This window comes from Pseudomonas sp. HY7a-MNA-CIBAN-0227, from assembly GCF_040310325.1.
In the GTDB taxonomy this organism is placed as follows: domain Bacteria; phylum Pseudomonadota; class Gammaproteobacteria; order Pseudomonadales; family Pseudomonadaceae; genus Aquipseudomonas.
This window is the reverse complement of sequence record NZ_JBEOPT010000005.1, coordinates 206,214-231,066: the sequence shown is the minus strand read 5'-3', so window position 1 is coordinate 231,066 and position 24,853 is coordinate 206,214. Positions and strand designations below refer to the sequence as shown.

At 59.7% G+C, this 24,853-nt stretch carries 22 protein-coding genes; 11 read left to right on the top strand and 11 right to left on the bottom strand.

The features are described from left to right. Positions 1 to 260: 260 nt before the first annotated feature. The 5 genes from AAEZ06_RS11070 to yccS all read left to right on the top strand — a co-directional run bounded on the left by AAEZ06_RS11070 (position 261) and on the right by yccS (position 7,809). The gene (locus AAEZ06_RS11070; protein WP_149414456.1) at positions 261 to 1,151 is read left to right on the top strand and encodes an alpha/beta fold hydrolase; all 891 of its coding nucleotides are present in this window, start codon (positions 261 to 263) and stop codon (positions 1,149 to 1,151) included. Between the two features lie 35 nt (positions 1,152 to 1,186). Further along, a complete protein-coding gene (mdtD, locus tag AAEZ06_RS11065) occupies positions 1,187 to 2,593 on the top strand; it encodes a multidrug transporter subunit MdtD (protein ID WP_149414455.1) in 1,407 nt (468 codons plus the stop codon). Between the two features lie 187 nt (positions 2,594 to 2,780). Further along, the gene (gene dbpA / locus AAEZ06_RS11060; RefSeq protein WP_256666344.1) at positions 2,781 to 4,118 is read left to right on the top strand and encodes an ATP-dependent RNA helicase DbpA; all 1,338 of its coding nucleotides are present in this window, start codon (positions 2,781 to 2,783) and stop codon (positions 4,116 to 4,118) included. Between the two features lie 177 nt (positions 4,119 to 4,295). Continuing rightward, positions 4,296 to 5,474: a BaiN/RdsA family NAD(P)/FAD-dependent oxidoreductase gene (locus AAEZ06_RS11055; protein ID WP_149414463.1), complete on the top strand. Its 1,179-nt coding sequence runs from the start codon at positions 4,296 to 4,298 to the stop codon at positions 5,472 to 5,474. Positions 5,475 to 5,625: 151 nt separating this feature from the next. Continuing rightward, positions 5,626 to 7,809: a YccS family putative transporter gene (gene yccS, locus AAEZ06_RS11050; protein ID WP_350614258.1), complete on the top strand. Its 2,184-nt coding sequence runs from the start codon at positions 5,626 to 5,628 to the stop codon at positions 7,807 to 7,809. A 4-nt stretch (positions 7,810 to 7,813) separates the two neighbouring features. Here yccS and AAEZ06_RS11045 read toward each other — a convergent pair whose 3' ends face one another. After that, entirely contained in the window at positions 7,814 to 8,551 is a 738-nt protein-coding gene (locus AAEZ06_RS11045; RefSeq protein ID WP_149414453.1) for a substrate-binding periplasmic protein, read from the bottom strand. Positions 8,552 to 8,818: 267 nt separating this feature from the next. On the opposite strand from AAEZ06_RS11045, the gene AAEZ06_RS11040 reads away from it, so the two are divergent. Further along, positions 8,819 to 9,271 (top strand): GNAT family N-acetyltransferase, encoded by a 453-nt coding sequence (locus AAEZ06_RS11040; RefSeq protein WP_149414452.1) that lies wholly within the window; start codon positions 8,819 to 8,821, stop codon positions 9,269 to 9,271. On the opposite strand, the gene AAEZ06_RS11035 is transcribed toward AAEZ06_RS11040, so the two are convergent. From AAEZ06_RS11035 to AAEZ06_RS11025, 3 genes are all read right to left on the bottom strand, one after another. Further along, entirely contained in the window at positions 9,268 to 9,564 is a 297-nt protein-coding gene (locus tag AAEZ06_RS11035; RefSeq protein ID WP_149414451.1) for a winged helix-turn-helix domain-containing protein, read from the bottom strand. The genes AAEZ06_RS11040 and AAEZ06_RS11035 overlap by 4 nt on opposite strands. Positions 9,565 to 9,584: 20 nt before the next feature. Next, a complete protein-coding gene (locus AAEZ06_RS11030) occupies positions 9,585 to 10,085 on the bottom strand; it encodes a M48 metallopeptidase family protein (RefSeq protein ID WP_149414450.1) in 501 nt (166 codons plus the stop codon). 73 nt (positions 10,086 to 10,158) lie between these two features. Next, a complete protein-coding gene (locus AAEZ06_RS11025; RefSeq protein WP_350614255.1) occupies positions 10,159 to 12,252 on the bottom strand; it encodes a putative bifunctional diguanylate cyclase/phosphodiesterase in 2,094 nt (697 codons plus the stop codon). A gap of 309 nt (positions 12,253 to 12,561) precedes the next feature. Between AAEZ06_RS11025 and AAEZ06_RS11020 the strand changes: the two genes are divergently transcribed. Together AAEZ06_RS11020 and alr are read left to right on the top strand one after the other, a co-directional pair. Then, positions 12,562 to 13,227 (top strand): polysaccharide lyase family 7 protein, encoded by a 666-nt coding sequence (locus AAEZ06_RS11020; protein WP_149414448.1) that lies wholly within the window; start codon positions 12,562 to 12,564, stop codon positions 13,225 to 13,227. A gap of 130 nt (positions 13,228 to 13,357) precedes the next feature. Beyond that, positions 13,358 to 14,587 carry an alanine racemase gene (gene alr, locus AAEZ06_RS11015; RefSeq protein WP_149414447.1) on the top strand — a complete coding sequence of 410 codons (1,230 nt, stop codon included), beginning with the start codon at positions 13,358 to 13,360 and terminating at the stop codon, positions 14,585 to 14,587. Positions 14,588 to 14,611: 24 nt separating this feature from the next. Here alr and AAEZ06_RS11010 read toward each other — a convergent pair whose 3' ends face one another. From AAEZ06_RS11010 to tkt, 7 genes are all read right to left on the bottom strand, one after another. Further along, the gene (locus AAEZ06_RS11010; RefSeq protein WP_350614252.1) at positions 14,612 to 15,295 is read right to left on the bottom strand and encodes a pentapeptide repeat-containing protein; all 684 of its coding nucleotides are present in this window, start codon (positions 15,293 to 15,295) and stop codon (positions 14,612 to 14,614) included. 174 nt (positions 15,296 to 15,469) lie between these two features. Next, positions 15,470 to 16,534: a class II fructose-bisphosphate aldolase gene (fba, locus tag AAEZ06_RS11005; protein ID WP_029297347.1), complete on the bottom strand. Its 1,065-nt coding sequence runs from the start codon at positions 16,532 to 16,534 to the stop codon at positions 15,470 to 15,472. A gap of 125 nt (positions 16,535 to 16,659) precedes the next feature. Continuing rightward, on the bottom strand, positions 16,660 to 16,995 hold the full coding sequence (locus tag AAEZ06_RS11000; protein WP_350614250.1) for an MliC family protein: 336 nt from the start codon (positions 16,993 to 16,995) through the stop codon (positions 16,660 to 16,662). A gap of 60 nt (positions 16,996 to 17,055) precedes the next feature. After that, entirely contained in the window at positions 17,056 to 17,277 is a 222-nt protein-coding gene (locus AAEZ06_RS10995) for a hypothetical protein (protein WP_149414444.1), read from the bottom strand. 31 nt (positions 17,278 to 17,308) lie between these two features. Next, entirely contained in the window at positions 17,309 to 18,472 is a 1,164-nt protein-coding gene (locus tag AAEZ06_RS10990; protein WP_350614248.1) for a phosphoglycerate kinase, read from the bottom strand. A gap of 25 nt (positions 18,473 to 18,497) precedes the next feature. Further along, positions 18,498 to 19,559, bottom strand: a complete 1,062-nt coding sequence (epd, locus tag AAEZ06_RS10985; protein WP_149414442.1) for an erythrose-4-phosphate dehydrogenase — start codon at positions 19,557 to 19,559, stop codon at positions 18,498 to 18,500. Positions 19,560 to 19,742: 183 nt separating this feature from the next. Next, positions 19,743 to 21,740 (bottom strand): transketolase, encoded by a 1,998-nt coding sequence (gene tkt, locus AAEZ06_RS10980; protein WP_133102389.1) that lies wholly within the window; start codon positions 21,738 to 21,740, stop codon positions 19,743 to 19,745. A 260-nt stretch (positions 21,741 to 22,000) separates the two neighbouring features. Here tkt and AAEZ06_RS10975 point away from each other — a divergent pair, with 260 nt between their 5' ends. From AAEZ06_RS10975 to AAEZ06_RS10965, 3 genes are all read left to right on the top strand, one after another. Then, on the top strand, positions 22,001 to 22,996 hold the full coding sequence (locus tag AAEZ06_RS10975; RefSeq protein WP_149414441.1) for an ArsR/SmtB family transcription factor: 996 nt from the start codon (positions 22,001 to 22,003) through the stop codon (positions 22,994 to 22,996). 19 nt (positions 22,997 to 23,015) lie between these two features. Then, positions 23,016 to 24,206, top strand: coding sequence for a methionine adenosyltransferase (metK, locus tag AAEZ06_RS10970; RefSeq protein ID WP_133102391.1), 1,191 nt, complete (start codon positions 23,016 to 23,018; stop codon positions 24,204 to 24,206). Between the two features lie 223 nt (positions 24,207 to 24,429). Beyond that, a complete protein-coding gene (locus AAEZ06_RS10965) occupies positions 24,430 to 24,777 on the top strand; it encodes a DUF1090 family protein (protein WP_149414440.1) in 348 nt (115 codons plus the stop codon). Positions 24,778 to 24,853: the final 76 nt, after the last annotated feature.

Genomic DNA, 24,853 nt, shown 5'->3' with positions numbered 1-24,853 from the left:
GAGGTCATCGCAGGCGAGCAAGCTCCCACATTGGATCGCGTTATTCCCTCAAGACCGCATTGCGCCATACGCAAAATATCGCTTCAGACACCTGGCCATCCGACCTGTTGTCGCCTTTGAAAAACCTCGCTATAAAGGCCAGTGGCATCTAGCCACGTCCGCGCGGTAAAAAACTCAAACAACCCCTGCGCAGCCCTCAACCCACTTGTCCCCAAGTGATGCATGACCTTGCCCGGGAAAGGGCAAGCTGGAGCGTTGACATGAACCATGGAAGTTTTGTCATTGAAAAGCTGTTCAAACACTACAACGTTCACGTAGAGCCGCTTGGTAACAACCCAGAGAAGAAAACCGTGCTGTTGGTCAATGGCGCGCTGTCCACTACCCGCTCGTTTGCCCGCACCAGCAAATGCCTGGCCGAGCATTTCAATGTGCTGATGTTCGATTTGCCGTTCTCGGGTTATTCGCGCCCTCACAACACCGACCTCGACCTGGTGACCAAGGACGACGAAGTGCAAATCCTCCGGGCCCTGGTGGAGCGCTTTGAGGTCAATCACCTTGTCTCGGCCTCTTGGGGCGGCATCTCCACGCTGTTGACCCTGGCCCACAACCCGCCCTCCATCGAAAGCTCGGTGGTTATGGCCCTGGCGCCCAATCTCAATCAGGCGATGCTCGAATACGTGGAGCGCGTCCGAGTGCTGATCGAGGCCGATGACAAGTCCGCCGTCGGCCATCTGCTCAACGAGACCGTCGGCAAGTTCCTGTCGTCACGGCTCAAGCGCAACAACCACCGTCACCTGTCGAATATGGCCACCACCGAATACCGCCAGGCGCGCTTTCATATCCACCAGGTGCTGCAAATGGGCGATGGCAATTACCTGCCGCAACTGCGCCAGATCGAAACCCCCGTGCACTTTCTCAATGGCACGCTGGACGAATACACGCCGGCCGAAGACGCCCAACTGTTCAAGCAATATGTCGGTCGTAGCAGCTTCGTCACTGCCGAATACACCGGCCATTTGCTCGACCTGGAGTCCCACGACGCTGCCCTGGCGGTGCATCGGGCGCTGATTGATTTCCTGGTGGGCAAGGACGTGGCGCTGTCAGATATCGACGAACCGCCAGTGGGAAAAGGGGCAGCCGATGGCGCATAATCGCCAAAACATAGCCTGCTAACAAAAGGGAACTCATGCCGAATCGCGCCCCTCTCGACGCCAAGACCGCCCGCTGGCTACCCTGGGTGGTAGCGATTGCCTTCTTCATGCAGTCGTTGGATGGGACGATTCTCAACACCGCATTACCCGCCATGGCTCAGGACCTGGCGGAAAACCCGCTGCGCATGCAAGGGGTGGTGATCGCCTACATGCTCACCGTGGCCCTGCTGATCCCAGCCTCGGGCTGGATCGCCGACCGTTTCGGCACCAAAAAAATCTTCTTCGGCGCGATCATGCTGTTCAGCATCGGCTCGTTGCTCTGCGCCCTGTCCAGCACATTGACCATGCTGATAGGCGCCCGCGTGATCCAGGGCTTGGGCGGCGCACTGATGCTGCCGGTCGGGCGACTGGTGGTGCTGCGCGCCTACCCCCGCTCGGAGCTGGTGCGAATCATGGGGTTCATCACCATTCCCGGCCTGCTTGGGCCCTTGCTCGGCCCGACCATGGGCGGCTGGATGGTGCAATACCTGACCTGGCACTGGATCTTCCTGATCAACTTGCCGGTGGGCATGATCGGCTGCTACGCCGTATGGAAATTTATCCCCGACCTGCGCGGCAGCGAACGCACGCGTTTTGATGGCGTGGGCTTTCTGCTGTTTGGCGCAGCGATGGTGCTGATCACCGTCGCCATGGAAGGCCTGGGGGAATTGCACCTGCCGCACCTGCGGGTGATGTTGCTGCTGTTCGGCGGCCTAGCGTGCCTCGCGGCCTACTGGCTACGGGCCGGGCATATCGATAACCCGTTGTTCTCGCCGGCACTGTTCAAGACCCGCACCTTTGCGGTGGGTATCCTGGGCAACCTGTTTGCGCGCCTGGGCAGCGGTGCCTTGCCGTTTCTGGTGCCGTTGCTGCTGCAGGTGGCGTTGGGCTATTCACCGTCCCAAGCCGGGATGAGCATGCTGCCCCTGGCTGCGGCGGCGATGCTGGCCAAGTCCGTCGCCCGACCGCTGATCGAGCGCCTGGGTTATCGCGTGGTGCTGACCGGCAACACCCTTGCACTCGGCTTGATGCTCGCAAGCATGGGCCTCGTCACCGAGAACACGCCCTACCCGCTGCTGCTGGGGATGCTGGCAGTGCTGGGGGCGATCAATTCCTTGCAGTTCACCGCAATGAACACCGTCACCCTGATCGACCTCGACGATGCCCAGGCCAGCAGCGGCAACAGTTTGCTCTCGGTGGTGGCGCAATTGTCCCTGAGCCTGGGGGTGGCCTGCGCCGGTGCATTGCTCGGCGGGTTTACTGCCGAAACCGGCAACGATGGCGTAGAAAGCGTGCTCGGCGCGTTCCAGTTGACCTTCCTCACCGTGGGCATCATGGCGATGCTGGCAGCGGCGATCTTCCTGCAGTTGTCGCCGAGGAGCAGCTTCAAGCCGCAAGCTTGAAGCCGCAAGAGAACCGCTCTGAACTTGTCGCTTGCCGCTCACAACTTGCCGCTGCCCGCCGCCCCCTTGTCCGGAACATGCGGGGAATTTCGCGGCGGGCTGCTACACTGCGCGACATTTTGTTTTGCAGGCCAGTCCCGTGACCACCATCGCCACCGCTTTTAATACTTTGCCGCTGTCCGCCGCCATGCTGGCTAACCTCGACTCTCTGGGTTATGTCGAGATGACGCCGATCCAGGCGCAAAGCTTGCCGGTGATCCTCAAGGGGCTGGACCTGATCGCCCAAGCCAAGACCGGCAGCGGCAAGACCGCGGCTTTCGGCATTGGCCTTTTGAACCCGATCAACCCGCGTTATTTTGGCTGCCAGGCCCTGGTGATGTGCCCAACTCGCGAGCTGGCCGACCAGGTTGCCAAGGAAATCCGCCGCCTGGCCCGCGCCGAAGACAACATCAAGGTGTTGACCCTGTGCGGCGGCGTGTCCCTGGGACCACAGATTGCTTCGCTGGAACACGGCGCGCACATCATCGTCGGCACCCCAGGCCGTATCCAGCAGCATCTGCGCAAGGGTTCGCTGGTACTCGACGGGTTGAACACGCTGATCCTCGATGAAGCCGACCGCATGCTCGACATGGGCTTCTACGATGCCATCGAAGACATCATCAGCAAGACCCCGGCCCGTCGCCAAACCCTGCTGTTCTCCGCAACCTACCCGGTGAGCATCAAGCAGCTGGCGTCCAAATTCATGCGCGCGCCGCAGCAAGTGAAAGCCGAAGCTTTCCACTCCGATTCGCAGATTGAGCAGCGCTTCTACGAAATTTCCCCGGAAGAGCGCATGGAAGCAGTGACCAAGGTCCTGGCGCACTTCCGTCCGGCCTCTTGCGTGGCCTTCTGCTTTACCAAGCAGCAAGTGCAGGAAACCGTCGACCACCTGACGTCCAAGGGCATTTCTGCCGTCGGCCTGCATGGCGACCTAGAGCAGCGTGACCGTGACCAAGTGCTGGCGATGTTCGCCAACCGCAGTACTTCGGTATTGGTGGCCACTGACGTCGCCGCCCGTGGCTTGGACATTGACGCGCTGGACATGGTGATCAACGTTGAGCTGGCCCGCGACTCGGAAATTCACATTCACCGTGTAGGCCGTACAGGTCGCGCCGGTGAGACAGGCATTGCTATCAGCCTGGTAGCACCGTCCGAAGCCCACCGCGCCCAGGCCATCGAACAACTGCAAAAAGCTCCACTGAACTGGGACCAACTGAGCAACCTCAAGTCCCAGGGTGGCGCGCCGCTCGTGCCGGTCATGAGCACCCTGTGCATTGGTGCCGGTCGCAAGGACAAGGTTCGTCCGGGCGACATCCTCGGCGCCCTGACCGGTGAAGCCGGGATTCCAGGCGCCCAGGTGGGCAAGATCGCGATCTTTGATTTCCAGGCGTTTGTGGCCGTGGAGCGCGGGGTCGCCAAGCAGGCGTTGCAGCGCTTGAATGACGGCAAGATCAAAGGCCGCTCGTTGCGCGTTCGCATTCTCTAAGAGCGCCGCGTAACCACTGTAGGAACCAGATCAATGTGGGAGCCGGGCTTGCCCGCGATGCAGACGACTCGGTCTAACAGACTGAGTTGATGCCATCGCAGTCAGGTCAGCTCCCACATTTCATTGCATTGCATATCAGGATTTGCAGTGAACCAGAATTTGCATGAGGACTGTATTTTGCGCTCTACCGAAGTCGTGATCATTGGCGCCGGCGCCGCGGGTTTGATGTGTGCACTGACCGCCGCCGGGCGTGGGCGCAAAGTGATGTTGGTCGATCATGCGAACAAGGCCGGCAAAAAAATCCTGATGTCCGGTGGTGGCCGCTGCAACTTCACCAACCTGTACACAGAACCTGCCAACTTCCTCTCCCACAACGCGCACTTCTGCAAGTCTGCCCTGGCCCGCTACACCCAGTGGGACTTCATTGGCATGGTGGCCAAGCACGGCGTGCCGTATCACGAGAAGAAGCTCGGCCAATTGTTCTGCGATAATAAATCCAGCGACATCCTCGGCATGCTGCTCGATGAGTGCGAGCAAGTGGGCGTGAGCCTGCACCTGGACACCTCGATCCAGCAGATCGAAAAACTCGACGCCGGGTATCAATTGCAAACCACCCTGGGCGAGTTGCGCTGCGAATCCCTGGTGATTGCCACGGGCGGGCTGTCGATCCCTACCTTGGGCGCCACCGGCTTCGGTTATCAGGTAGCCAAACAGTTCGGCCATGAACTGCTGCCAACCCGCGCCGGGCTGGTGCCATTCACCATCACCGATCAGCTCAAGGAGTTGTGCGGCGAGTTGTCCGGCACTTCGGTGGATTGCCTGGTGAGCTGTAACGACCAGAGCTTTCGCGAGAACATCCTGTTTACCCATCGCGGCCTGAGCGGGCCAGCGATTTTGCAGATTTCCTCATACTGGGAATCCGGCGATGCCGTGGAAATCAACCTGCTACCTGATCATGACGCCCACGCCTGGCTGCAACAGCAACAGGCCGAACGCCCAAACAGCGAGTTGAAAACCCTGCTGGGTGAGATCTTCACCAAGAAGATGGCCAACCTGTTGGCCGAGCAGTGGTTTATTTCCAAGCCGATGAAGCAGTACACCCACGCCGAACTGGCGGATATCGCGGCGAAGCTGGCAAGCTGGCAATTGGTCCCGGCGGGCACCGAAGGCTATCGCACGGCGGAAGTGACCTTGGGTGGCGTGGACACGCGGGAAGTGTCGTCCAAGACGATGGAGTCCCTGAAAAGCCCTGGGTTGTACTTCATCGGTGAAGTGCTGGATGTGACCGGGCACCTGGGCGGGTTCAATTTCCAGTGGGCGTGGGCATCCGGCTACGCTGCTGCGCAATACGCCTGAGATCATCTAAAACCGTAGGAGCTGTCGAGTGAAACGAGGGTGTGTATTTCAAGGCCGGAACATATTTTGCCTTCAGATGTGATCGTCACCCTTGCCGTGACGTCATTACTGGCTCAATTTAGCGGCATCGTCCCGGAAGACCCCAGACTTCATGTCATCGACCTCGTTCAACCATTCCATGCGGCGCCTTTGGGCGCTGGACAAGTTCAGCTACAGCGTACGGGTATTCATCGCCCTCACCGGCAGCATGGCGCTGTGCTGGTACCAGGATGAGATGACGCTGCTGATCCCGCTGTTCCTGGGGATTATCGCCAGTGCCCTGGCCGAGACTGATGACAGCTGGCAAGGCCGCCTCAATGCGCTGGCGGTGACGCTGGTGTGTTTCAGTATTGCGGCGCTGTCGGTGGAGTTACTCTTCCCCTACCCCTGGATTTTCGCCATCGCCCTGGCCCTGGCCAGTTTCGCCCTGACTATGCTCGGTGCGCTGGGGGAGCGTTACGGCGCTATCGCCTCGGCGACCTTGATTCTGTCGGTCTACACCATGATCGCTGTTGACCAGCGCGGCGGAGCGGTCACCGATTTCTGGCACGAACCCTTGCTGCTGGTGGCCGGTGCCGCTTGGTACGGGGTGCTCTCGGTGCTGTGGCAGGCGCTGTTTTCCAACCAGCCGGTGCAACAGAGCCTGGCGCGGTTGTTCCGCGAACTGGGGCACTACCTCAAGCTCAAGTCGACCCTGTTCGAACCGATCCGCCAACTGGATGTAGAAGCGCGGCGCCTGGAACTGGCCCAGCAAAATGGTCGGGTGGTGGCGGCGCTGAACGCGGCCAAGGAGATCATCCTGCACCGGGTCGGCAATGGCCGACCGGGGTCCAAGGTCAGCCGCTACCTCAAGCTGTACTTCCTGGCACAAGACATCCACGAACGCGCAAGCTCATCACACTACCCCTACAACGCCTTGGCCGAAGCCTTCTTCCACAGTGACGTGCTGTTCCGCTGCCAGCGCCTGCTGCGCCAGCAAGGCAAGGCCTGCCAGGTTCTCGCCGAGTCGATCCAATTGCGCCAGCCCTTCGTCTATGACGCAAGCTTCGCCGAAGCCCTGGGCGACCTGCACGCCTCCCTGGAACACCTGCGTATCCAGAGCAACCCGGCCTGGCGCGGCCTGCTGCGCTCGCTGCGGGCGCTGTCGGCCAACCTGGCGACCCTCGACCGCTTGCTCAGCGACGCCAGCAACCCCGACAGCCTGGCGGATGCCACAGACAGCAACCTGCTGGACCGCTCGCCACGCAACCTCAAGGAAATGTGGACGCGCCTGCGTACCCAACTGACGCCGACGTCCTTGTTGTTCCGCCACGCCCTGCGCCTGTCCCTGGCGCTGAGCATCGGCTACTTCATGGTGCATCTGATCCACCCTTCTCAAGGTTACTGGATCATCCTCACCACCCTGTTCGTGTGCCAGCCGAACTACGGCGCCACCCGGCGCAAGCTCGGCCAACGAATCATCGGCACCGCCATCGGCCTGACCGTGGCCTGGGCGCTGTTCGACCTGTTCCCAAGCCCACTGGTGCAATCGATGTTCGCCATCGCCGCCGGCCTGGTGTTCTTTATCAACCGCACCACCCGCTACACCCTGGCGACGGCGGCGATCACCCTGATGGTGCTGTTCTGCTTCAACCAGGTGGGCGATGGCTACGGGCTGTTCCTGCCGCGACTGTTCGATACCTTGCTCGGCAGCCTGATTGCCGGGTTGGCGGTGTTCCTGTTCCTGCCGGACTGGCAGGGCCGACGCCTGAACAAAGTGCTGGCCAACACCCTGACCTGCAACAGCATCTACCTGCGGCAAATCATGCAGCAATATGGCGCAGGCAAAAGCGACGACCTCGCTTACCGCCTGGCCCGCCGTAACGCCCACAACGCCGATGCGGCACTGTCCACCACCCTGGCCAATATGCTGATGGAGCCGGGGCATTTCCGTAAGGAAGCCGACGTGGGCTTTCGCTTCCTGGTGCTGTCTCACACCTTGCTCAGCTACCTGTCGGGGCTGGGTGCACACCGCGAAACCCAGTTACCGGCCGAGGTGCGCGCACACTTGATCGAAGGCGCTGGCAAAACCCTGGCGGCGAGCATCGACGAGATCGCCACGGGGCTGGCCAACAAACAGCCGATCGCAATTCAGAGCGATACCGAGGAAGCACTGGCGGTTGAGCTGGAACAGATGCCCGATGAGATCGACGAAGGGCAGCGGTTGGTGCAGACGCAGTTGGCGTTGATTTGTCGACAGCTGGGGCCGTTGCGGACGTTGGCAACGCATCTGATCAAGGACACCAGCGCCACGTAAACCGCTACATCCCGTGCTGCTTCAACAACTTTGCATAACTGCCATCGGCCTTCATCCTGGCAATCTCCCGATCAAACCCGGCAACGATTTGCTTGTGCTGCGGATTTTTCAGGCTGACCAGGATATGCAGGCTGTTTTCACTCAACGGCTTGGGCAGAAACTCCACCGCATTGCGCACCCTGGCTGACTCACGGGCCAGGTAGTAGCGGGCGACAAACTCATCTTCCACCGTCAGCCGAACCCGTTGTGCCGCCAGCATTCGCACGGCCATGGCAAAGTTGTGCACAGGGACCTTCTGAAATTGCAGGTCGCGGTCGAAGTCCGCCGAATAGGCATAGCCGCGCACCACGGCGACGGGATAGTCGTGCAGTTGCTGCAGGTTCTGGAACTCGATGGGGTCGTCTCGGCGCTTGAGAAATCGCACCCTGTTAAGCAAATACTCGTCAGAAAACTGCCCCAACTGCGTACGCGCTTCGTCGTACCAGGCGTTGACCAGCACGTCATAACGCCCGTCACCTACGCCCATCAACGCCCTAGCCCAGGGCACCTGTTCAAAATTACTGGGATAGCCCGCACGGGCCAGCGCGGTGCTGACGATGTCGGTGGCCAATCCGCCATTGACCAGCGTGGCGTCGGTAAACGGCGGCCAGGCATCTGCCACCAGGCGCAAGCGTTCTGCGATGGCCGTCTGAGCCAGCAACAGCAATCCGAGCAAAGCAACGGCACGAGACAATCGCGGCATGCTTGAGGTCCTTGCGCAGCGAGCAAATGCTTACGGGGGATGGCGCCTGGCAGGCAGTGATCCGCATCACGCCCAGGCCCTGACTGTAGCTCATCACTCGCGCTGTGCAGCAGATTACACAAAGAAGTCAGCGGCTGGAGCACTCAATGATGGCGATTTGACGCCACTCGAAATATAGCTGGCTTTTCAGGGGTTTGCACAACCCATAAAGACAGTTGCCAGCCACGGGATTACTATCCCAGGCCGGTACTTATTCGAGATATAACAATGACTGTCGATTGGGTCTGCAAACACCACAATGATCTGGGCAAGGAACAGTTGTACGCAATTTTGCGCCTGCGGGTGGAGGTCTTCGTTGTCGAGCAACAGTGCGTTTATCAGGACCTCGACGGCCAGGACCTGGAAGGTGATACCCATCACCTGATGGCCTGGAACGACGATCAATTGGTAGCCTACCTGCGCCTGCTGGACCCGGACCTCCACGGCGGTGACCTGATAATAGGCCGCGTGATCGTCGCACCGAGTGCACGGGGTACCGGTCTTGGTCATCAGATGATGGATGAAGCGCTCAGGCAGGCGCACAAGAACTGGCCCGAAGTACCGATCTATCTGTCGGCCCAGGCGCATTTGCAGGGGTATTACGGGCGGTACGGGTTTGTGGTGGTCGGGGAGGAATATCTTGAAGATGATATTCCTCATATCGGGATGCGCCGGGCCTAGGGGTATCCCAACACTTGCTTGATCGGCGACAGATTTGCCTCGATCCACCGCCGATCAATCGCACCCCAACTGCGAATCCGATAGTGCCCAGCATGATTGCGGGCGCCGTCTTCCTGTTCAAACTCACAGACGATATCCAGATCCGCCAACGCCGCAATCGTATCCTGGGCCGTGCGCCGGGGCATACCCGTCACCTCGGTCAGCGCCGGGACGCTGCTGGCCAACTTGCTGTCGATCAGATACGCCACATACAGGCGGCGATAGAAGCTGCTTTTGGTCTTGCTGACATCCATGCTCGGTAGCCTTTTGGAAGTTAGGTCTTGACCTGCAAATCGCGCCAAGTCAGGTATACCCGCAGGTCAAACTCCACCTGATGGTAGCCGGGCAGCATATGTTCGCAGAGCTTGTAAAATGCCTTGTTGTGGTCCGACTCCTTGAAGTGTGCCAGTTCGTGGACGACGATCATTCGCAAGAACTCGGGCGCTGCGTCCTTGAACAACGAAGCGATGCGGATTTCTTTCTTGGACTTGAGGTTACCGCCCTGCACCCGGGAAATAGTGGTGTGCAGGCCCAGTGCGCGATGGGTCAGGTCCAGGCGGTTGTCGAACAATACTTTGTCGATGGCCGGCGCGTTACGCAGATGGTCCTGCTTCAAGGCCTGCGCATAGCTGTACAAGGCCTTGTCGCTCTGTACACCGTGGCGCTCGGGATAACGCTGGCTCAGGTAGTCGCTCAACTGATCCTTGGCGATCAATTGACGTACTTGGTCTTGCAGGGAAGCCGGGTAGGCCTGGAGGTATTTCAGCGCGGTCATGGCGTCAACAACGGGGATTTGAAAGGTCGCCAGTGTAGCGAATTCAGCGGGGCGCCGCGCGCAAGGCGAAAGGTTACGGCCAGTCGGCAACCTCTTCGGCCGTCAGCGGTTGAGCCACCAGTGACCCCTGAATAAACTGGCAGCCATTGGCTTTGAGCCATTGGCACTGCTCCTGGGTCTCGACTCCCTCGGCAATCACCAGCAAATCGAAATGCCGGCACAGCTCGATAATACTGCGGGCCATGGCGGCATCCCGTGGCGAGTCCGGTAGGCGGGCAATCAATTGCGGATCGAGTTTCAAGGTATCGAACTCAAGATCACGCAAGTGCGCCAGGGAACAGGCGCCCAAACCAAAATCATCCAGGGCGATACGTACCCCGACCATCCTCAACAACCTGAGTTGCTTGGCCGACTCCTCGGCGTTGTGCATCAAGCTTTCTTCACTGATTTCCACCTCCAACTGCCGCCCTTGCAACCCATGTCGCTCCAGCACCTGCTGCAGTTGAACGGCGAGGTTGGGCATATTGAACTGGCTGCTGCTCAGGCTCACGCTTAGTACCAACTCATCGCTGAACGCCTGGGTCCAGGCCTTTCGCTGGATCGCCACCTGCTGGTAGATCCAGTTACTGAGCTGGCTGATCAGCCGCGCCTCTTCCAGCAACGGCAGAAACAACCCAGGCGGCACGTCGCCAACGCTGGGGTGCTGCCAGCGCAACAGCGCCTCGACCCCACGCAAATGACCATCGCCCAGAGATACCTGCGGCTGGTACACCAGGGTGAACTCCTTGTTGTCGATGGCGGTGCGCACACTGTCTTCGAGCATCAAGCGCGAGCGCGCCCGACCGTTCATTTCCTGATCGTAATAGCGGTATTGCTGACGCCCTGCGCGCTTGGCTTCATACATGGCGATGTCCGCCGCGCGCAGCAGGCCGTCCAGGTCGGAGCCGCAGTCAGGAAACGTGGCAATGCCGATACTGACGCCAAGCATCACATCCAGCCCCTCGACCTGCTGACAGATCGACACTCGCTCAATCAGCTTCTCGGCGATCTTCGCTGCCTGCTCCGGGAACTCCAGCTCCAGCAGCGCGGTGAACTCATCACCGCCCATGCGTCCGAGAATGTCGTATGAACGCAAGCATGCCTTCAATTGCTCCGAGACCCAGCACAGCACCCGGTCACCGGCGTCGTGCCCCAGGGAATCGTTGACCCGCTTGAAGCCGTCCAGGTCCAGATACAGCAAGACCAGGGAGTGCTCGCTGCGCTCACCGCGCAACAGGATGGTCTCCACAGCCTGATGGAACCCGCGCCGATTGAGCAGGCCGGTTAGCGGGTCAGTAACCGCCTGGAACTCCAGTTGCTGGTGCAAATGGCGCACCTCAGACATGTCCAGCACCGTGACTACCATGGCCTTCTGCTCGGCGGGCAACGGCGCGCAAGACATCGCCACCGGTAGTTGCTGACCAGGGGCGGTGCGCAGGATGGCGTCGTGCAGGCGCCAGGTCTCGCCTCGGCGATAGCCGGCGTACAGCTCGGAGTCGGACCAGCCGGGCACCTGGGGCTTTTGCAGGAAGCTGAGGAATTCCTTGCCCTGCAACTCATTGACCGAGGCATTGAGCAGACGCGAAATTGCCGGGTTGGCGTAGCTGATCACACCGTCTTCGCCTACCACCAGAATGCCCTCGGCGGCGTTGTCCAGCACCGAGGCATTGAAGGCACGAGCTGACTCCAGGTCATGACTCAAGCGCTGCAGGGCCCGGCGGCCGCTCTGATGCTCCAGCAGGGCCTGGACCTTGGGCTTGAGGATATGGGGGTCGAAGGGTTTGAACAGGTAATCGATCGCGCCGCTGGCATAGCCTTCCAGCACCGCCGCCGGCGATTGCGCATTGGCGCTTAGGAAAATGATCGGTGTCATCCGGGTGCGTTGGCTGCCACGCATCAGTCGGGCGACTTCAAAGCCGTCCATGCCGGGCATCCGTACATCCAGCAGTACCAGGTCGACATCGTGCTCCAGCAACAACTCAAGGGCTTCAAGACCCGAGCCGGCAGTCACGACCTGCCAATCCTCACGCTGCAAAAGCGCGCGCATGCTGATCAGGTTTTCAGGGTAGTCATCGACCACCAAGAGAACTGAAGTGCCTTCGCCGGGCTTGATTGAAGCGCATGCCATGTTGCATCTCTTCCTTGAGGAGCCACTCCGGTCACTTTTGAGAAAAAGCCGGACAAACATTGAGGACTCACTCTAGCCCTGGATCCAATAAAGCAGAAGTGACGACAGTGCCATCATTGCGCCAACGGCCATACAACCGACTAACGGTAAGTGCCCACAGCCCCCGCTTTATGGGGAACATGGCTTTTTGACATTCTACTGACGTCAATAACCCGCCACAAAATCATTAACAATCTATTACCAGGCGCTTATAAAGAATCCGCGAACCCTCGGGCCACGGCCTTCTTCCTCCTATTAAAGGCGTACTCAATGATTGATCTGTCCACCTGGAACCTGAGCATTCCCGTTGGCTCCCCGCCCACCACCATCGACACCCCCAAACTGCTCAGCGGTTTCAAGGACCAATACTTCCAGGCCGAAGACAGCAGCGTGCAGTTCTGGTCCCCGGTCACCGGGACGCGCACCGAAAACGCCATTTACCCTCGCAGTGAACTGCGGGAAACCTACGCCGACGGTCGCCTGCGCAACTGGATGTATCCGGACGCCGACAATTACCTGCGCGCCACCCTGGCCATCAATCAGGTGCCGTCTTCCGGCAAGATCGTCATCGGCCAGATCCACGCCTATGACAGCCAGAAACCGCTGATAAAAGTCGAATACCAGTACAAGGAAAAAACCCAGACCGGCAACATCGTCGCCAAAGTCCGCATGCGCCCGGATGACAGCGAAGGCCGGGTGATCATCGTCGCCGAGAATGTGCCATTGGAGCGTAACTTCACCTACGTCATCCACTTGAACCGCGCAGGCCTGTTGAGCGTCGAAGCCGCCAACGGCCAATGGAACGAACGCATCGGTGCCGCCTGGGGAAAAAAGCCGCTGTACTTCAAGGCCGGGGTCTACGTGCAAGACAACAGCGGCGAGAGCAAGGAAGGCGGCAAAGTGACCTTTGCCAAGCTGGATATCGATCACGACTAACACTCTGATCATTCTCACGACGCTTTAGGACAGAACCGCGACCCAGGGTCTCGACTTTTTTGTAGGACGATCCGAGTATGGCGCCGCACACGCGCAATACCCCCTACAAGAAAGTCATGGAGACTCGCCAATGCCATTTACTCGCACATTGCTCGCCCTCTCACTGGGCATGGTTCTGCTGCAAAACCCAACCTTCGCCGCTCCGCCACTGTCGATGACCGACGGGGTGGCGCAGGTCAATATCCAGGACAGCAACGCCTGGGTCGAAATCAACAAAGCCGCCTTCGAACACAACATCCGCACCCTGCAAACCACTCTCGCCGACAAGTCGAAAATCTGCGCCGTGCTCAAGGCTGATGCCTACGGCCATGGCATTGGTTTGCTGATGCCGTCGGTGATCAAGCTGGGTGTGCCCTGCGTCGGCATCGCCAGCAACGAAGAAGCCCGCGTGGTACGCGAAAGCGGCTTCAAGGGCCAACTGATCCGCGTACGCACAGCCGCCTTGAGCGAGCTGGAAGCGGCACTGCCCTATAACGTCGAAGAGTTGGTGGGCAATCTGGATTTCGCGGTGCGCGCCAGCCTGATCGCCGAACACCACGGCCGCCCACTGGTGGTCCACCTGGGCCTGAACTCCAGCGGTATGAGCCGCAACGGCGTGGAAATGACCACCGCCCAAGGCCGCCGCGATGCCGTCGCCATCACCAAAGTGCCGAACCTTGAAGTGAAGGCGATCATGACCCACTTCGCCGTTGAAGACGCCGCCGACGTACGCACCGGCCTCAAGTCCTTCAACGAACAGGCCAACTGGCTGATCAACGTCGCCCAACTGGACCGCAGCAAAATCACCCTGCACGCCGCCAACTCCTTCGCCACCCTGGAAGTGCCCGAGTCGCGCCTGGACATGGTTCGCCCAGGCGGCCTGCTGTTTGGCGACACCGTACCGGCGTTTACCGAATACAAGCGGGTGATGCAGTTCAAGTCCCATGTGGCGTCGGTCAACAGCTACCCAAAGGGCAACACCGTTGGCTATGACCGCACCTACACCCTGGCGCGGGATTCGAAACTGGCTAACATTACCGTGGGTTATTCCGATGGCTATCGCCGCGCGTTCACCAACAAAGGCATCGTGCTGATCAATGGCCATCGCGTGCCGGTGGTGGGCAAAGTGTCGATGAATACGTTGATGGTCGATGTCACCGATGTGCCGACCGTAAAGAGTGGGGATGAGGTGGTGTTGTTTGGCAAGCAGGGCAATGCGCAGATTGCCCAAGCGGAAGTCGAGGACATCAACGGGGCATTGTTGGCAGACTTGTATACGGTTTGGGGTAACTCCAACCCGAAAGTCCTAGTCGACAAATAACCTTTAAAGGGGACGCCCATTACCTCAAGCGACGGACAAGCCCAACTCGGATAACAACATCGACGCCTGGGCTTTGGAAATCACGGCGCCTTTGAAAAGTTTGGCATCACTGAGCCTGAACCCACTCAAGTCCGCACCCCGCAGGTCGGCACCGGCGAAATTGGCGCCGTTGATACGGGTATGGGCCAGGCTGCAGTCGATCAATTCGGCTTTACGAAAATCTGCGTCCGACAGGTCACTGTCGGAGAAATCCAGGGTATCGAGGGTGGTTCGGGCAAAGGACAGCCCGGACAAAAAAGCACTGTTGAGCAGCGTCTCAGTGAACGTCAAACCCAGGGAGGCGCAATGGGTGAAGTTGGCACCGGTCAGCTTGCAGTTGGAGAAACTGGCCTGAGACAGCTTGCTGCGCTGCCAGCGGGTGTTGTTCAGGTCGCACCCGGTGAACACCGCTTCCAGCAGATTGGCCGCCTCGAAAACCGCGTGGGCTGCCCGGCAACTTTTCCACTGCGTGCCCTCAAGCCGCGCCCCGAGAAAGCACGTCTGGACCAGGATACAGCGCTCAAACACCCAATGATCCAGCACCAAGCGCGACAAGTCGGCACCGCTCAAGTCGACACCGATCAAGCGCAATGGCCCGCCGTGAGTACCCATCAAGGCTTCCAGCTCCTCGCGTTGCAAGGTGCCGCCCTCGATATCGGTATGCTGCATGGGGCCTCCGGGCAATGGCCGAACCAAATTGAGGCGCGAGTTTAACCCGACGCTGCCTATCGGCATATATTTAAGGGGACGGATCTATTTAGCAGTTAAATGGATCGCCCTTTCAATGAATAACTCGGCAAAAAAAACCCGCATCACTGCGGGTTTTTTATAAACGCTTGAGGCTTAGTTAACCTTAGCGTTCAACTCACCTTTCAAATACCGCTGGTACATCGCTTCCAGGGAGACCGGCTTGATCTTCGAAGCATTGCCCGCAGTACCAAACGCTTCATAACGCGCGATACACACATCACGCATTGCGGTCACGGTAGCGCCGAAGAATTTACGCGGATCAAACTCGCTCGGGTTGGTCGCCATCAGGCGACGCATCGCACCGGTGGATGCCAGACGCAGGTCGGTGTCGATGTTGACCTTGCGCACGCCGTGCTTGATGCCTTCGACGATTTCTTCAACCGGTACGCCGTAGGTTTCTTTGATGTCGCCGCCGTACTGGTTGATGATCGCCAGCCACTCTTGCGGTACCGAGGAAGAACCGTGCATCACCAGGTGGGTGTTGGGGATGCGTTTGTGGATTTCCTTGATGCGGTCGATGGCCAGCACGTCACCGGTCGGTGGCTTGGTGAACTTGTAGGCGCCGTGGCTGGTGCCGATGGCGATAGCCAGGGCGTCGACTTGGGTGCGCTTGACGAAGTCGGCGGCTTCTTCCGGGTCGGTCAGCATTTGGCTGTGATCCAACACGCCTTCAGCGCCGATGCCGTCTTCTTCGCCGGCCATGCCGGTTTCCAACGAACCCAGGCAGCCCAGCTCACCTTCAACCGATACGCCGCAGGCGTGAGCCAGGGCCACAGTTTGTTGGGTGACACGGACGTTGTAGTCGTAGTCAGTCGGAGTCTTGCCGTCTTCGCCCAGGGAGCCGTCCATCATCACCGAGCTGAAGCCCAGTTGAATGGAGCGCTGGCACACGTCAGGGCTGGTACCGTGGTCCTGGTGCATGCACACCGGGATGTGCGGGAACTCTTCGATGGCGGCAAGGATCAGGTGACGCAGGAACGGGGCACCGGCATATTTGCGGGCGCCGGCCGAAGCCTGGACAATCACTGGAGAGTCAGTCTTGTCAGCGGCTTCCATAATGGCGCGCATCTGCTCAAGGTTGTTGACGTTGAAGGCTGGAACGCCATAGCCGAATTCGGCTGCGTGGTCCAACATCTGGCGCATGCTGATAAGTGCCATTGTGAGTCTCTCTCCCGGTCGAGGGTCGTTAATCGTGCAAGCCTGCCGTAGCGGCGGCTGCTATTCAAGTTATTGCAGATCGGGGGTTTGAAGGCCGATTTGCTGAATCGTTATTGCACTAAGGCTTACGGCGCTTTGCAGCCGCGGCCGATCAAGTCGTCGGTGGCAACCCAGTAAACCAGGCCTTCCTCACCTTTTGTGTGAAACGCCAACTGGTCATTGCTGTACAGCACGCCCGAAGCCGCCACATCCTGCTTGAGGCGATAAACCTGGTCCGAACCGCCAAGGCGTATATCCACCTGGCTGTGGGCCTGATCGGTAAACCGCCAAACCACTTGTGCCTGGCTGTCGCAGGTCCAGGTGGTCCATTTGTCCTGTTGCGGTTCTGCCTTGTTGTACATGTTCAGGTTGGCGCAACCAGCCAATAAGGCCAGTGCTGCCAGGGCGAAAACGCCTTTCATTGCCAATCCTCGAACGGCGACCGGAGGCCGCCACTGCTGTCGGTTAGTGAATCAGACCCGTCAAGGGCAGCCCTGTTCCTTACCTTTGGGCGGGGAATCGTACTTCTCCAGCCCATCCGGCCCGATACGCTTGCTGATCACCGGCAGGGTTTCAGCTTGCCAGTCGGCCTGGTAGCAGCCTTTGTCCGGTACGGCTTTCCCGGTTTCGGGCACCGCAGGCGGCGCGCTGCTACACCCGGCCAACAAGCCTGCGGCGATTACCAGCGCTATCGACTTGACCATGGGAATACTCCTTTTCTCAGGTCTTCAGGCCTCAGCCCTTGGCCCGGCTTTCCAGCACTTCGACAGCTGGTAATACCTTGCCTTCGACGAACTCAAGGAAAGCACCACCACCGGTAGAAATGTAGGAGATCTGGTCAGTAACGCCATATTTATCGATGGCCGCCAAGGTATCGCCACCGCCCGCAATGGAGAACGCCGAGCTTTCAGCAATGGCCTTGGCCAGCACCTTGGTGCCGTTACCGAACTGATCGAACTCGAACACACCTACCGGGCCGTTCCACAAAATAGTGCGGGACGACTTCAGCAGCTCGGCGAAGTTGGCAGCCGTTTGTGGGCCAATATCCAGGATCATGTCGTCAGCAGCGACGTCAGCGATCAGTTTGACGGTGGCTTCTGCGCTTTCAGAGAACTCCTTGGCCACCACCACATCCACTGGCAGCGGTACGCTGACCTTGGCGGCGATGGCGCGGGCGGTGTCCAGCAGGTCCGGCTCGTACAGCGATTTACCGACCGGGTGACCGGCAGCAGCGAGGAAGGTGTTGGCGATGCCGCCGCCGACGATCAACTGGTTGCAGATCTGGCTCAGGCTGTTGAGCACGTCGAGCTTGGTCGAGACCTTGGAGCCAGCAACGATGGCGGCCATTGGTTGAGCCGGCGCACCGAGGGCTTTGCCCAAGGCGTCCAGTTCAGCAGCCAGCAACGGGCCAGCCGCAGCGACTTTGGCGAACTTGGCCACGCCGTGGGTAGAACCCTCGGCGCGGTGAGCGGTACCAAAGGCGTCCATCACGAACACGTCGCACAGGGCAGCGTATTGTTGGGCCAGTTCGTCGCTGTTCTTTTTCTCGCCCTTGTTAAAACGCACGTTTTCGAACAGCACAATGTCGCCGGCCTTGACGTCGACGCCACCCAGGTAATCAGCCACCAGCGGCACGTCGCGGCCCAGGGCCTTGCTCAGGTACTCGGCGACAGGCTTGAGGCTGTTTTCGGCAGAGAACTCACCTTCGGTCGGACGACCCAGGTGGGAGCAGACCATTACGGCCGCGCCTTTTTCCAGGGCCAGCTTGATGGTCGGCAGCGAAGCCAGGATTCGCGCATCGCTGGTGACAACACCGTCCTTGACTGGGACGTTGAGGTCTTCGCGGATCAGTACGCGCTTACCTTGCAGATCGAGATCGGTCATCTTCAACACGGTCATGGGTCGCAGTTCCTGTGTTACTGAATTAGAGAGCAGGTTTAGGTAATGGAGAAGCTGTTTGCAGGTAATGCTCTGCAACGTCCAGCATTCGGTTGGCAAAACCCCATTCGTTATCAAACCAGGCCAGGATGTTAACCAGCCTTGGGCCGGAAACGCGGGTCTGGCTGGCATCAACGATGGCCGAATGCGGATCATGGTTAAAATCACAACTGGCGTGGGGCAACTCGGTGTAGGCCAAAAGTCCTTTGAGCGGGCCACTGGTAGAGGCCTCGCGCAGAATCCTGTTGACCTCGTCGGCGTCGGTGTCGCTGACGGTTTGCATGGTGATGTCCAGGCAGGACACGTTCACCGTCGGCACCCGAACTGCTTTGGCCTGGATTCGCCCGGCAAGTTCCGGCAGCAGGCGTTCGATGCCTCTTGCCAGACCGGTGGACACCGGAATCACTGACTGGAACGCCGAACGCGTGCGGCGCAGGTCTTCGTGATGGTAGGCATCGATCACCGGCTGATCATTCATCGCCGAGTGAATAGTGGTGATCGACACGTATTCCAGCCCGATGGCCTGATCCAGCAGGCGCAACAACGGCACGCCGCAGTTGGTGGTGCAGGAGGCGTTGGACACCAGCAACTCGGCGCCGGTCAGGCAATCCTGGTTGACGCCGTAGACGATGGTGGCGTCGACATCCGCCTCGCTGGCCATCGGCTGGGAAAACAGCACACGCGGCGCACCGGCGTCGAGGAAACGCTGGCCATCGGTGCGAGTGTGGTAGGCACCGGAACATTCCAGCACCAGGTCAACGCCCAGCGACGCCCAGTCGATGCCCTCGGGGGTGGCACTGCGCAGGACCTTCACGCAGTCGCCATTAATATGCAGACAATCGCCGTCGACCCGCACTTCGCCGGGGAACCGACCGTGGGTGGAGTCAAAGCGTGTCAGGTATTCGATGCTGGCCATGTCGGCCAGATCGTTGATCGCAACAATTTCAAACCCGGCAGCCGGCCCTCGCTCGAACAGAGCACGCAAGACGCAACGACCAATCCGGCCGTAGCCGTTGAGTGCAACTTTGTAGGGGCGCGGTTGGGACATGGGGTTCTCGATGGCGGACAACTTCTTATGAGCGACACAAAACCATTGTAGGAGCGAGCTTGCTCGCGATGAACTTGAGGACAACGCGTTTATCCAGACAGCCAGCGTTATCGTTAACGACCATCGCGAGCAAGCTCGCTCCTACAAGGGATGCGGTGACCATCGGCCACCGCGTTCGCGCTTTTAGTCTTCCAGCAGCTCTTCAGCCTGACCCAGGATGTTTTCCAGGGTGAAGCCGAACTCTTCGAACAACGCTGGCGCTGGCGCCGACTCACCGTAGGTAGTCATGCCAATGACGCGGCCTTCCAGGCCCACGTACTTGTACCAGTAGTCGGCGTGAGCCGCTTCGATGGCGATACGGGCGCTGACCTGCAACGGCAGTACCGATTGTTTGTAGTCGGCATCCTGGGCTTCAAAGACGCTGGTGCATGGCATCGAAACCACGCGCACGTTGCGGCCCTGTTCGGTCAGTTTGTCGTAGGCTTGAACCGTCAGACCCACTTCTGAACCGGTAGAGATCAGGATCAGCTCCGGCTCGCCGATGCAGTCCTTGAGCACGTAGCCACCACGGCTGATGCCTTCGATCTGCGCCGCATCACGGGTTTGGTGCTGCAGGTTCTGACGGGAGAAGATCAGCGCCGAAGGACCGTCCTTGCGCTCGATAGCGTGCTTCCAGGCCACGGCCGATTCGACCGCATCCGATGGACGCCAGGTGTCCAGGTTCGGCGTGGTGCGCAGGCTGGTCATTTGCTCGACCGGCTGGTGCGTCGGGCCGTCTTCGCCCAGACCGATGGAGTCGTGGGTGTAGACGAAGATCACACGTTTCTTCATCAGCGAAGCCATGCGTACCGCGTTGCGGGCGTATTCCATGAACATCAGGAAGGTCGCGCCGTAAGGCACCAGGCCGCCGTGCAGGGCAACGCCGTTCATGATGGCGCTCATGCCGAACTCGCGAACGCCGTAGTACATGTAGTTGCCGCTGGCGTCTTCAGCCGAGACACCTTTGCAACCTTTCCACAGAGTCAGGTTGGAACCGGCCAGGTCAGCCGAGCCGCCGAGGAACTCAGGCAGCAGCGGACCAAAGGCATTCAGGGCGTTTTGGCTGGCTTTGCGGCTGGCAATGGTTTCGCCCTTGGCGGCGACTTCGGCGATGTAGGCCGACGCTTTTTCAGCGAAGTCAGCTGGCAGGTCACCGGCCAGGCGACGCACCAGTTCGCTGGCCAACTCAGGGAATTGAGCAGAGTAGGCAGCAAAACGCTGGTCCCACTCAGCTTCGGCAGCACGGCCGGTTTCCTTGGCGTCCCACTCGGCATAGATATCAGCCGGGATTTCGAACGGGCCGTGGTTCCACTTCAGCGCAGCGCGGGTCAGCGCGATTTCCGCGTCACCCAGTGGAGCGCCGTGGCAGTCTTCCTTGCCTTGTTTGTTCGGCGAGCCGAAGCCGATGGTGGTTTTGCAGCAGATCAGCGTCGGCTGGTCGCTCTTGCGGGCGGTGTCGATGGCTGTCTTGATCTCTTCCGGATCGTGGCCATCAACATTGCGGATCACCTGCCAGTTATAGGCTTCGAAACGCTTTGGCGTGTCGTCGGTGAACCAGCCTTCGACTTCGCCGTCGATGGAGATGCCGTTGTCATCGTAGAAGGCGATCAGTTTGCCCAGGCCCAGGGTACCGGCCAGGGAGCTGACTTCGTGGGAGATGCCTTCCATCATGCAGCCATCACCCAGGAACACATAGGTGTGGTGATCGACAACGTTGTGGCCAGGACGGTTGAACTGCGCCGCTAGGACTTTTTCGGCGAGGGCGAAACCGACCGCGTTAGCCAGGCCTTGGCCCAGGGGCCCGGTGGTGGTTTCAACGCCAGCGGTGTAGCCGTATTCCGGATGGCCCGGGGTGCGGCTGTGGATCTGGCGGAAGTTTTTCAGGTCGTCGATGGACAGATCGTAACCGGTCAGGTGCAGCAACGAGTAGATCAGCATCGAGCCGTGGCCGTTGGACAGGATGAAGCGGTCACGGTCGGCGAACGACGGGTTGCTCGGGTTGTGTTTCAGGTAGTCACGCCAAAGTACCTCGGCGATATCCGCCATGCCCATCGGGGCACCGGGATGGCCGCTGTTGGCTTTTTGCACGGCATCCATGCTGAGGGCACGAATGGCGTTGGCACGCTCACGACGGCTGGGCATCGCTGTTCTCCTGGGGCTTGAATAAAAGAAACGGAAAAAAGGACCGGCATTTTCCCTCAGCCACGGCCTTCGGGGCAATGACAGATAGTCACTTGAGGGGGTTTTTCCTGTGGATTGGCCTGCATTGGCCTGGAGAAACCTTTCACCCCTTCGTCTAAAGGTTACAGAGCCTGCTTATAGCCACCACTTATCGACCAATATCAAAACTTTTTGATATTGGCCTTGCGAGGATTTATCCCCATCACTAGACTGCTGGCCCTATGAACTTACGCGCGCCTTCCCTTCGTCATGACGACTGCGATGAGCTGGCGGCCTTGTGCAAGGCCGGCGGTGATCCCTTGCGCCTGAATGTGTTGCGCGCGCTGGCCAACGACTCATTCGGCGTGCTGGAACTGGCACAGATCTTCGCCATCGGTCAGTCCGGTATGAGCCACCATCTGAAGGTGCTGGCACAGGCCGACCTGGTGGCCACGCGCCGCGAAGGCAATGCGATTTTTTACCGGCGCGCGCTGCCGCACACCGACCATTTGGGTGGCAAGCTGCATGCCGCGCTCCTGGAAGAAGTGGATAACCTGGCGCTGCCGGCTGACGTACAGTCGCGAATCGGCCAGGTCCACGGGCAACGCGCTGCGGCCAGCCAGGATTTTTTCTCGCGGGTGGCGGAGAAGTTTCGCGCGCAGCAGGACTTGATCGCCGGGTTGGCGCAATACCGCGAAAGCGTGCTGGCACTTCTCGACAAGCTGAGCTTCAGTGATGAGGCCACGGCGCTCGAAGTCGGCCCTGGCGACGGCGGCTTTCTGCCGGAACTGGCGCGCCGCTTCCACCAGGTCACGGCGCTGGACAACAGCCCCGCGATGCTTGAACTGGCGCGCCAGGTGTGTGAACGCGATAACTTGAGCAACGTCAGTCTGCAACTGGCCGATGCCTTGAATAATGTAAGCCTGCGGGCCGACTGCGTGGTGTTGAACATGGTCTTGCACCATTTCGCCGCCCCGGCTGAAGCCCTCAAGCAAATGGCCGGTTTGCTGCAACCCGGCGGCAGCCTGCTAGTGACAGATTTATGCAGCCACAACCAGAGTTGGGCCAGGGAGGCCTGCGGTGATCTCTGGCTGGGCTTTGAACAGGACGATCTGGCCCGTTGGGCCACCGCTGCGGGACTCGTTCCCGGGGAAAGTCTCTATGTAGGCTTACGTAATGGTTTCCAGATTCAGGTCCGCCATTTTCAGCGGCCATCTGGCGACACTCACCATCGGTAAATATCAGGAAAACATCGAGATGAGCGAATACTCCCTTTTCACCTCCGAGTCCGTGTCTGAAGGGCATCCGGACAAAATCGCCGACCAGATTTCTGATGCGGTGCTGGACGCCATCATTACTGAAGACAAGTTCGCCCGTGTGGCGTGCGAGACTCTGGTGAAAACCGGCGTGGCGATCATCGCTGGCGAAGTCACCACCTCGGCCTGGGTCGACCTGGAAGACATCGTTCGCAAGGTGATCCTTGATATCGGCTACAACAGCTCCGACGTGGGCTTCGACGGGGCGACCTGCGGCGTGATGAACATCATCGGCAAGCAGTCGGTGGACATCGCCCAGGGCGTTGACCGCAGCAAGCCGGAAGACCAGGGCGCCGGCGACCAGGGCCTGATGTTCGGCTACGCCAGCAACGAGACCGACGTGCTGATGCCTGCGCCGATCACCTTCTCCCACCAGTTGGTGAAGCGCCAGGCCGAAGCCCGCAAGTCCGGCCAGCTGCCGTGGCTGCGTCCGGATGCCAAGTCCCAGGTGACCTGCCGCTACGAAGGCGGCAAAGTAGTGGGCATCGACGCCGTGGTGCTGTCGACCCAGCACAATCCGGAAGTCTCCTACAAAGACCTGCGCGAAGGCGTGATGGAGCTGATCGTCAAGCACGTGCTGCCTGCCGAACTGCTGCACAAGGACACCCAGTTCCACATCAACCCCACCGGCAACTTCATTATCGGTGGCCCGGTGGGCGATTGCGGCCTGACTGGTCGCAAGATTATCGTCGACACCTACGGCGGCATGGCCCGTCACGGTGGCGGTGCGTTCTCCGGCAAGGACCCATCGAAGGTTGACCGCTCCGCCGCCTATGCCGGTCGTTACGTGGCCAAGAACATCGTTGCCGCCGGTCTGGCCGAGCGTTGCGAGATTCAGGTGTCCTACGCCATTGGTGTCGCCCAGCCGACGTCGATCTCGCTGAACACCTTCGGCACCGGCAAGATCAGCGATGACAAGATCATCAAGCTGGTGCGCGAAGTGTTCGACCTGCGTCCGTACGCGATCACCACCATGCTCGACCTGCTGCACCCGATGTACCAGGAAACTGCGGCCTACGGCCACTTCGGTCGCACCCCTGAACAGAAGACCGTCGGCGACGACACCTTCACCACGTTCACCTGGGAAAAAACCGACCGCGCCAACGACCTGCTTACCGCTGCAGGCCTGTAATCGCTGCCCGTTGTACCCAAGGCCCCACCGGGTTTACTCGGCGGGGCTTTTTGTTGCGCGCTGATTGGCGCGATGACGTTCACATTTGTTCAGCAGGGGCCTTGCAGGCCAAATAATGGCCCACTAGAATCCGCGCCCTCCCGAGCCCTTCACCTACTTGGATATTGCACTGCGCCTGCTCGGGATCCTTTTGTGCGCAGGCAATCGAACATTGAGGTTTTTCATGCGTATTTCCACGCTCGCTCCTGCCGCCCTTCTGCTCAGCCTGTTCGCCCTGCCAGTGCAAGCCGTCGACCTCGGCGCACTGGGCGGTGCTCTGACGCCTCAACTGGGTGGCACTTCTGGCGACTGCGAAAAACAAGGCAAAGACCTGCAAGCCAAGGTCGACGCGGCCAAGACCAATGGCGAAGAATTGAAAGTGAAGGCCATGCAGACCGCACTGGACCAGGTAAACAAAGGTTGCAAAAAAGTCAGCGAGTCCCAGGACAAGCTGGACTCCACCCAACAAAAGCAACAGGCCAAGGCCGACGGCAACGACACAGTGAAAGCCTTGGGTGGTTTGTTCAAGTAAGTAGAAATACCCGGTAAAAAGCCTCGCGCCTGCGGGGCTTTTTTGTGGGTGCTCCGATGCCTTAGGCTGGGCGTCC

Bases quoted from the DNA above. Each gene is read 5' to 3' on its own strand.
- epd (WP_149414442.1), bottom strand. From the start codon at position 19,559: ATGTCCCAACCGCGCCCCTACAAAGTTGCACTCAACGGCTACGGCCGG.
- AAEZ06_RS11035 (WP_149414451.1), bottom strand. From the start codon at position 9,564: ATGGATGTCAGCAAGACCAAAAGCAGCTTCTATCGCCGCCTGTATGTG.
- alr (WP_149414447.1), top strand. From the start codon at position 13,358: ATGCCATTTACTCGCACATTGCTCGCCCTCTCACTGGGCATGGTTCTG.
- metK (WP_133102391.1), top strand. From the start codon at position 23,016: ATGAGCGAATACTCCCTTTTCACCTCCGAGTCCGTGTCTGAAGGGCAT.
- AAEZ06_RS10965 (WP_149414440.1), top strand. From the start codon at position 24,430: ATGCGTATTTCCACGCTCGCTCCTGCCGCCCTTCTGCTCAGCCTGTTC.
- tkt (WP_133102389.1), bottom strand. From the start codon at position 21,740: ATGCCCAGCCGTCGTGAGCGTGCCAACGCCATTCGTGCCCTCAGCATG.
- AAEZ06_RS11000 (WP_350614250.1), bottom strand. From the start codon at position 16,995: ATGAAAGGCGTTTTCGCCCTGGCAGCACTGGCCTTATTGGCTGGTTGC.
- AAEZ06_RS11045 (WP_149414453.1), bottom strand. From the start codon at position 8,551: ATGCCGCGATTGTCTCGTGCCGTTGCTTTGCTCGGATTGCTGTTGCTG.
- AAEZ06_RS10995 (WP_149414444.1), bottom strand. From the start codon at position 17,277: ATGGTCAAGTCGATAGCGCTGGTAATCGCCGCAGGCTTGTTGGCCGGG.
- yccS (WP_350614258.1), top strand. From the start codon at position 5,626: ATGTCATCGACCTCGTTCAACCATTCCATGCGGCGCCTTTGGGCGCTG.
- fba (WP_029297347.1), bottom strand. From the start codon at position 16,534: ATGGCACTTATCAGCATGCGCCAGATGTTGGACCACGCAGCCGAATTC.
- AAEZ06_RS11010 (WP_350614252.1), bottom strand. From the start codon at position 15,295: ATGCAGCATACCGATATCGAGGGCGGCACCTTGCAACGCGAGGAGCTG.
- AAEZ06_RS11025 (WP_350614255.1), bottom strand. From the start codon at position 12,252: ATGGCATGCGCTTCAATCAAGCCCGGCGAAGGCACTTCAGTTCTCTTG.
- AAEZ06_RS11070 (WP_149414456.1), top strand. From the start codon at position 261: ATGAACCATGGAAGTTTTGTCATTGAAAAGCTGTTCAAACACTACAAC.
- dbpA (WP_256666344.1), top strand. From the start codon at position 2,781: ATGCTGGCTAACCTCGACTCTCTGGGTTATGTCGAGATGACGCCGATC.
- AAEZ06_RS11030 (WP_149414450.1), bottom strand. From the start codon at position 10,085: ATGACCGCGCTGAAATACCTCCAGGCCTACCCGGCTTCCCTGCAAGAC.
- AAEZ06_RS10990 (WP_350614248.1), bottom strand. From the start codon at position 18,472: ATGACCGTGTTGAAGATGACCGATCTCGATCTGCAAGGTAAGCGCGTA.
- AAEZ06_RS10975 (WP_149414441.1), top strand. From the start codon at position 22,001: ATGAACTTACGCGCGCCTTCCCTTCGTCATGACGACTGCGATGAGCTG.
- mdtD (WP_149414455.1), top strand. From the start codon at position 1,187: ATGCCGAATCGCGCCCCTCTCGACGCCAAGACCGCCCGCTGGCTACCC.
- AAEZ06_RS11040 (WP_149414452.1), top strand. From the start codon at position 8,819: ATGACTGTCGATTGGGTCTGCAAACACCACAATGATCTGGGCAAGGAA.
- AAEZ06_RS11020 (WP_149414448.1), top strand. From the start codon at position 12,562: ATGATTGATCTGTCCACCTGGAACCTGAGCATTCCCGTTGGCTCCCCG.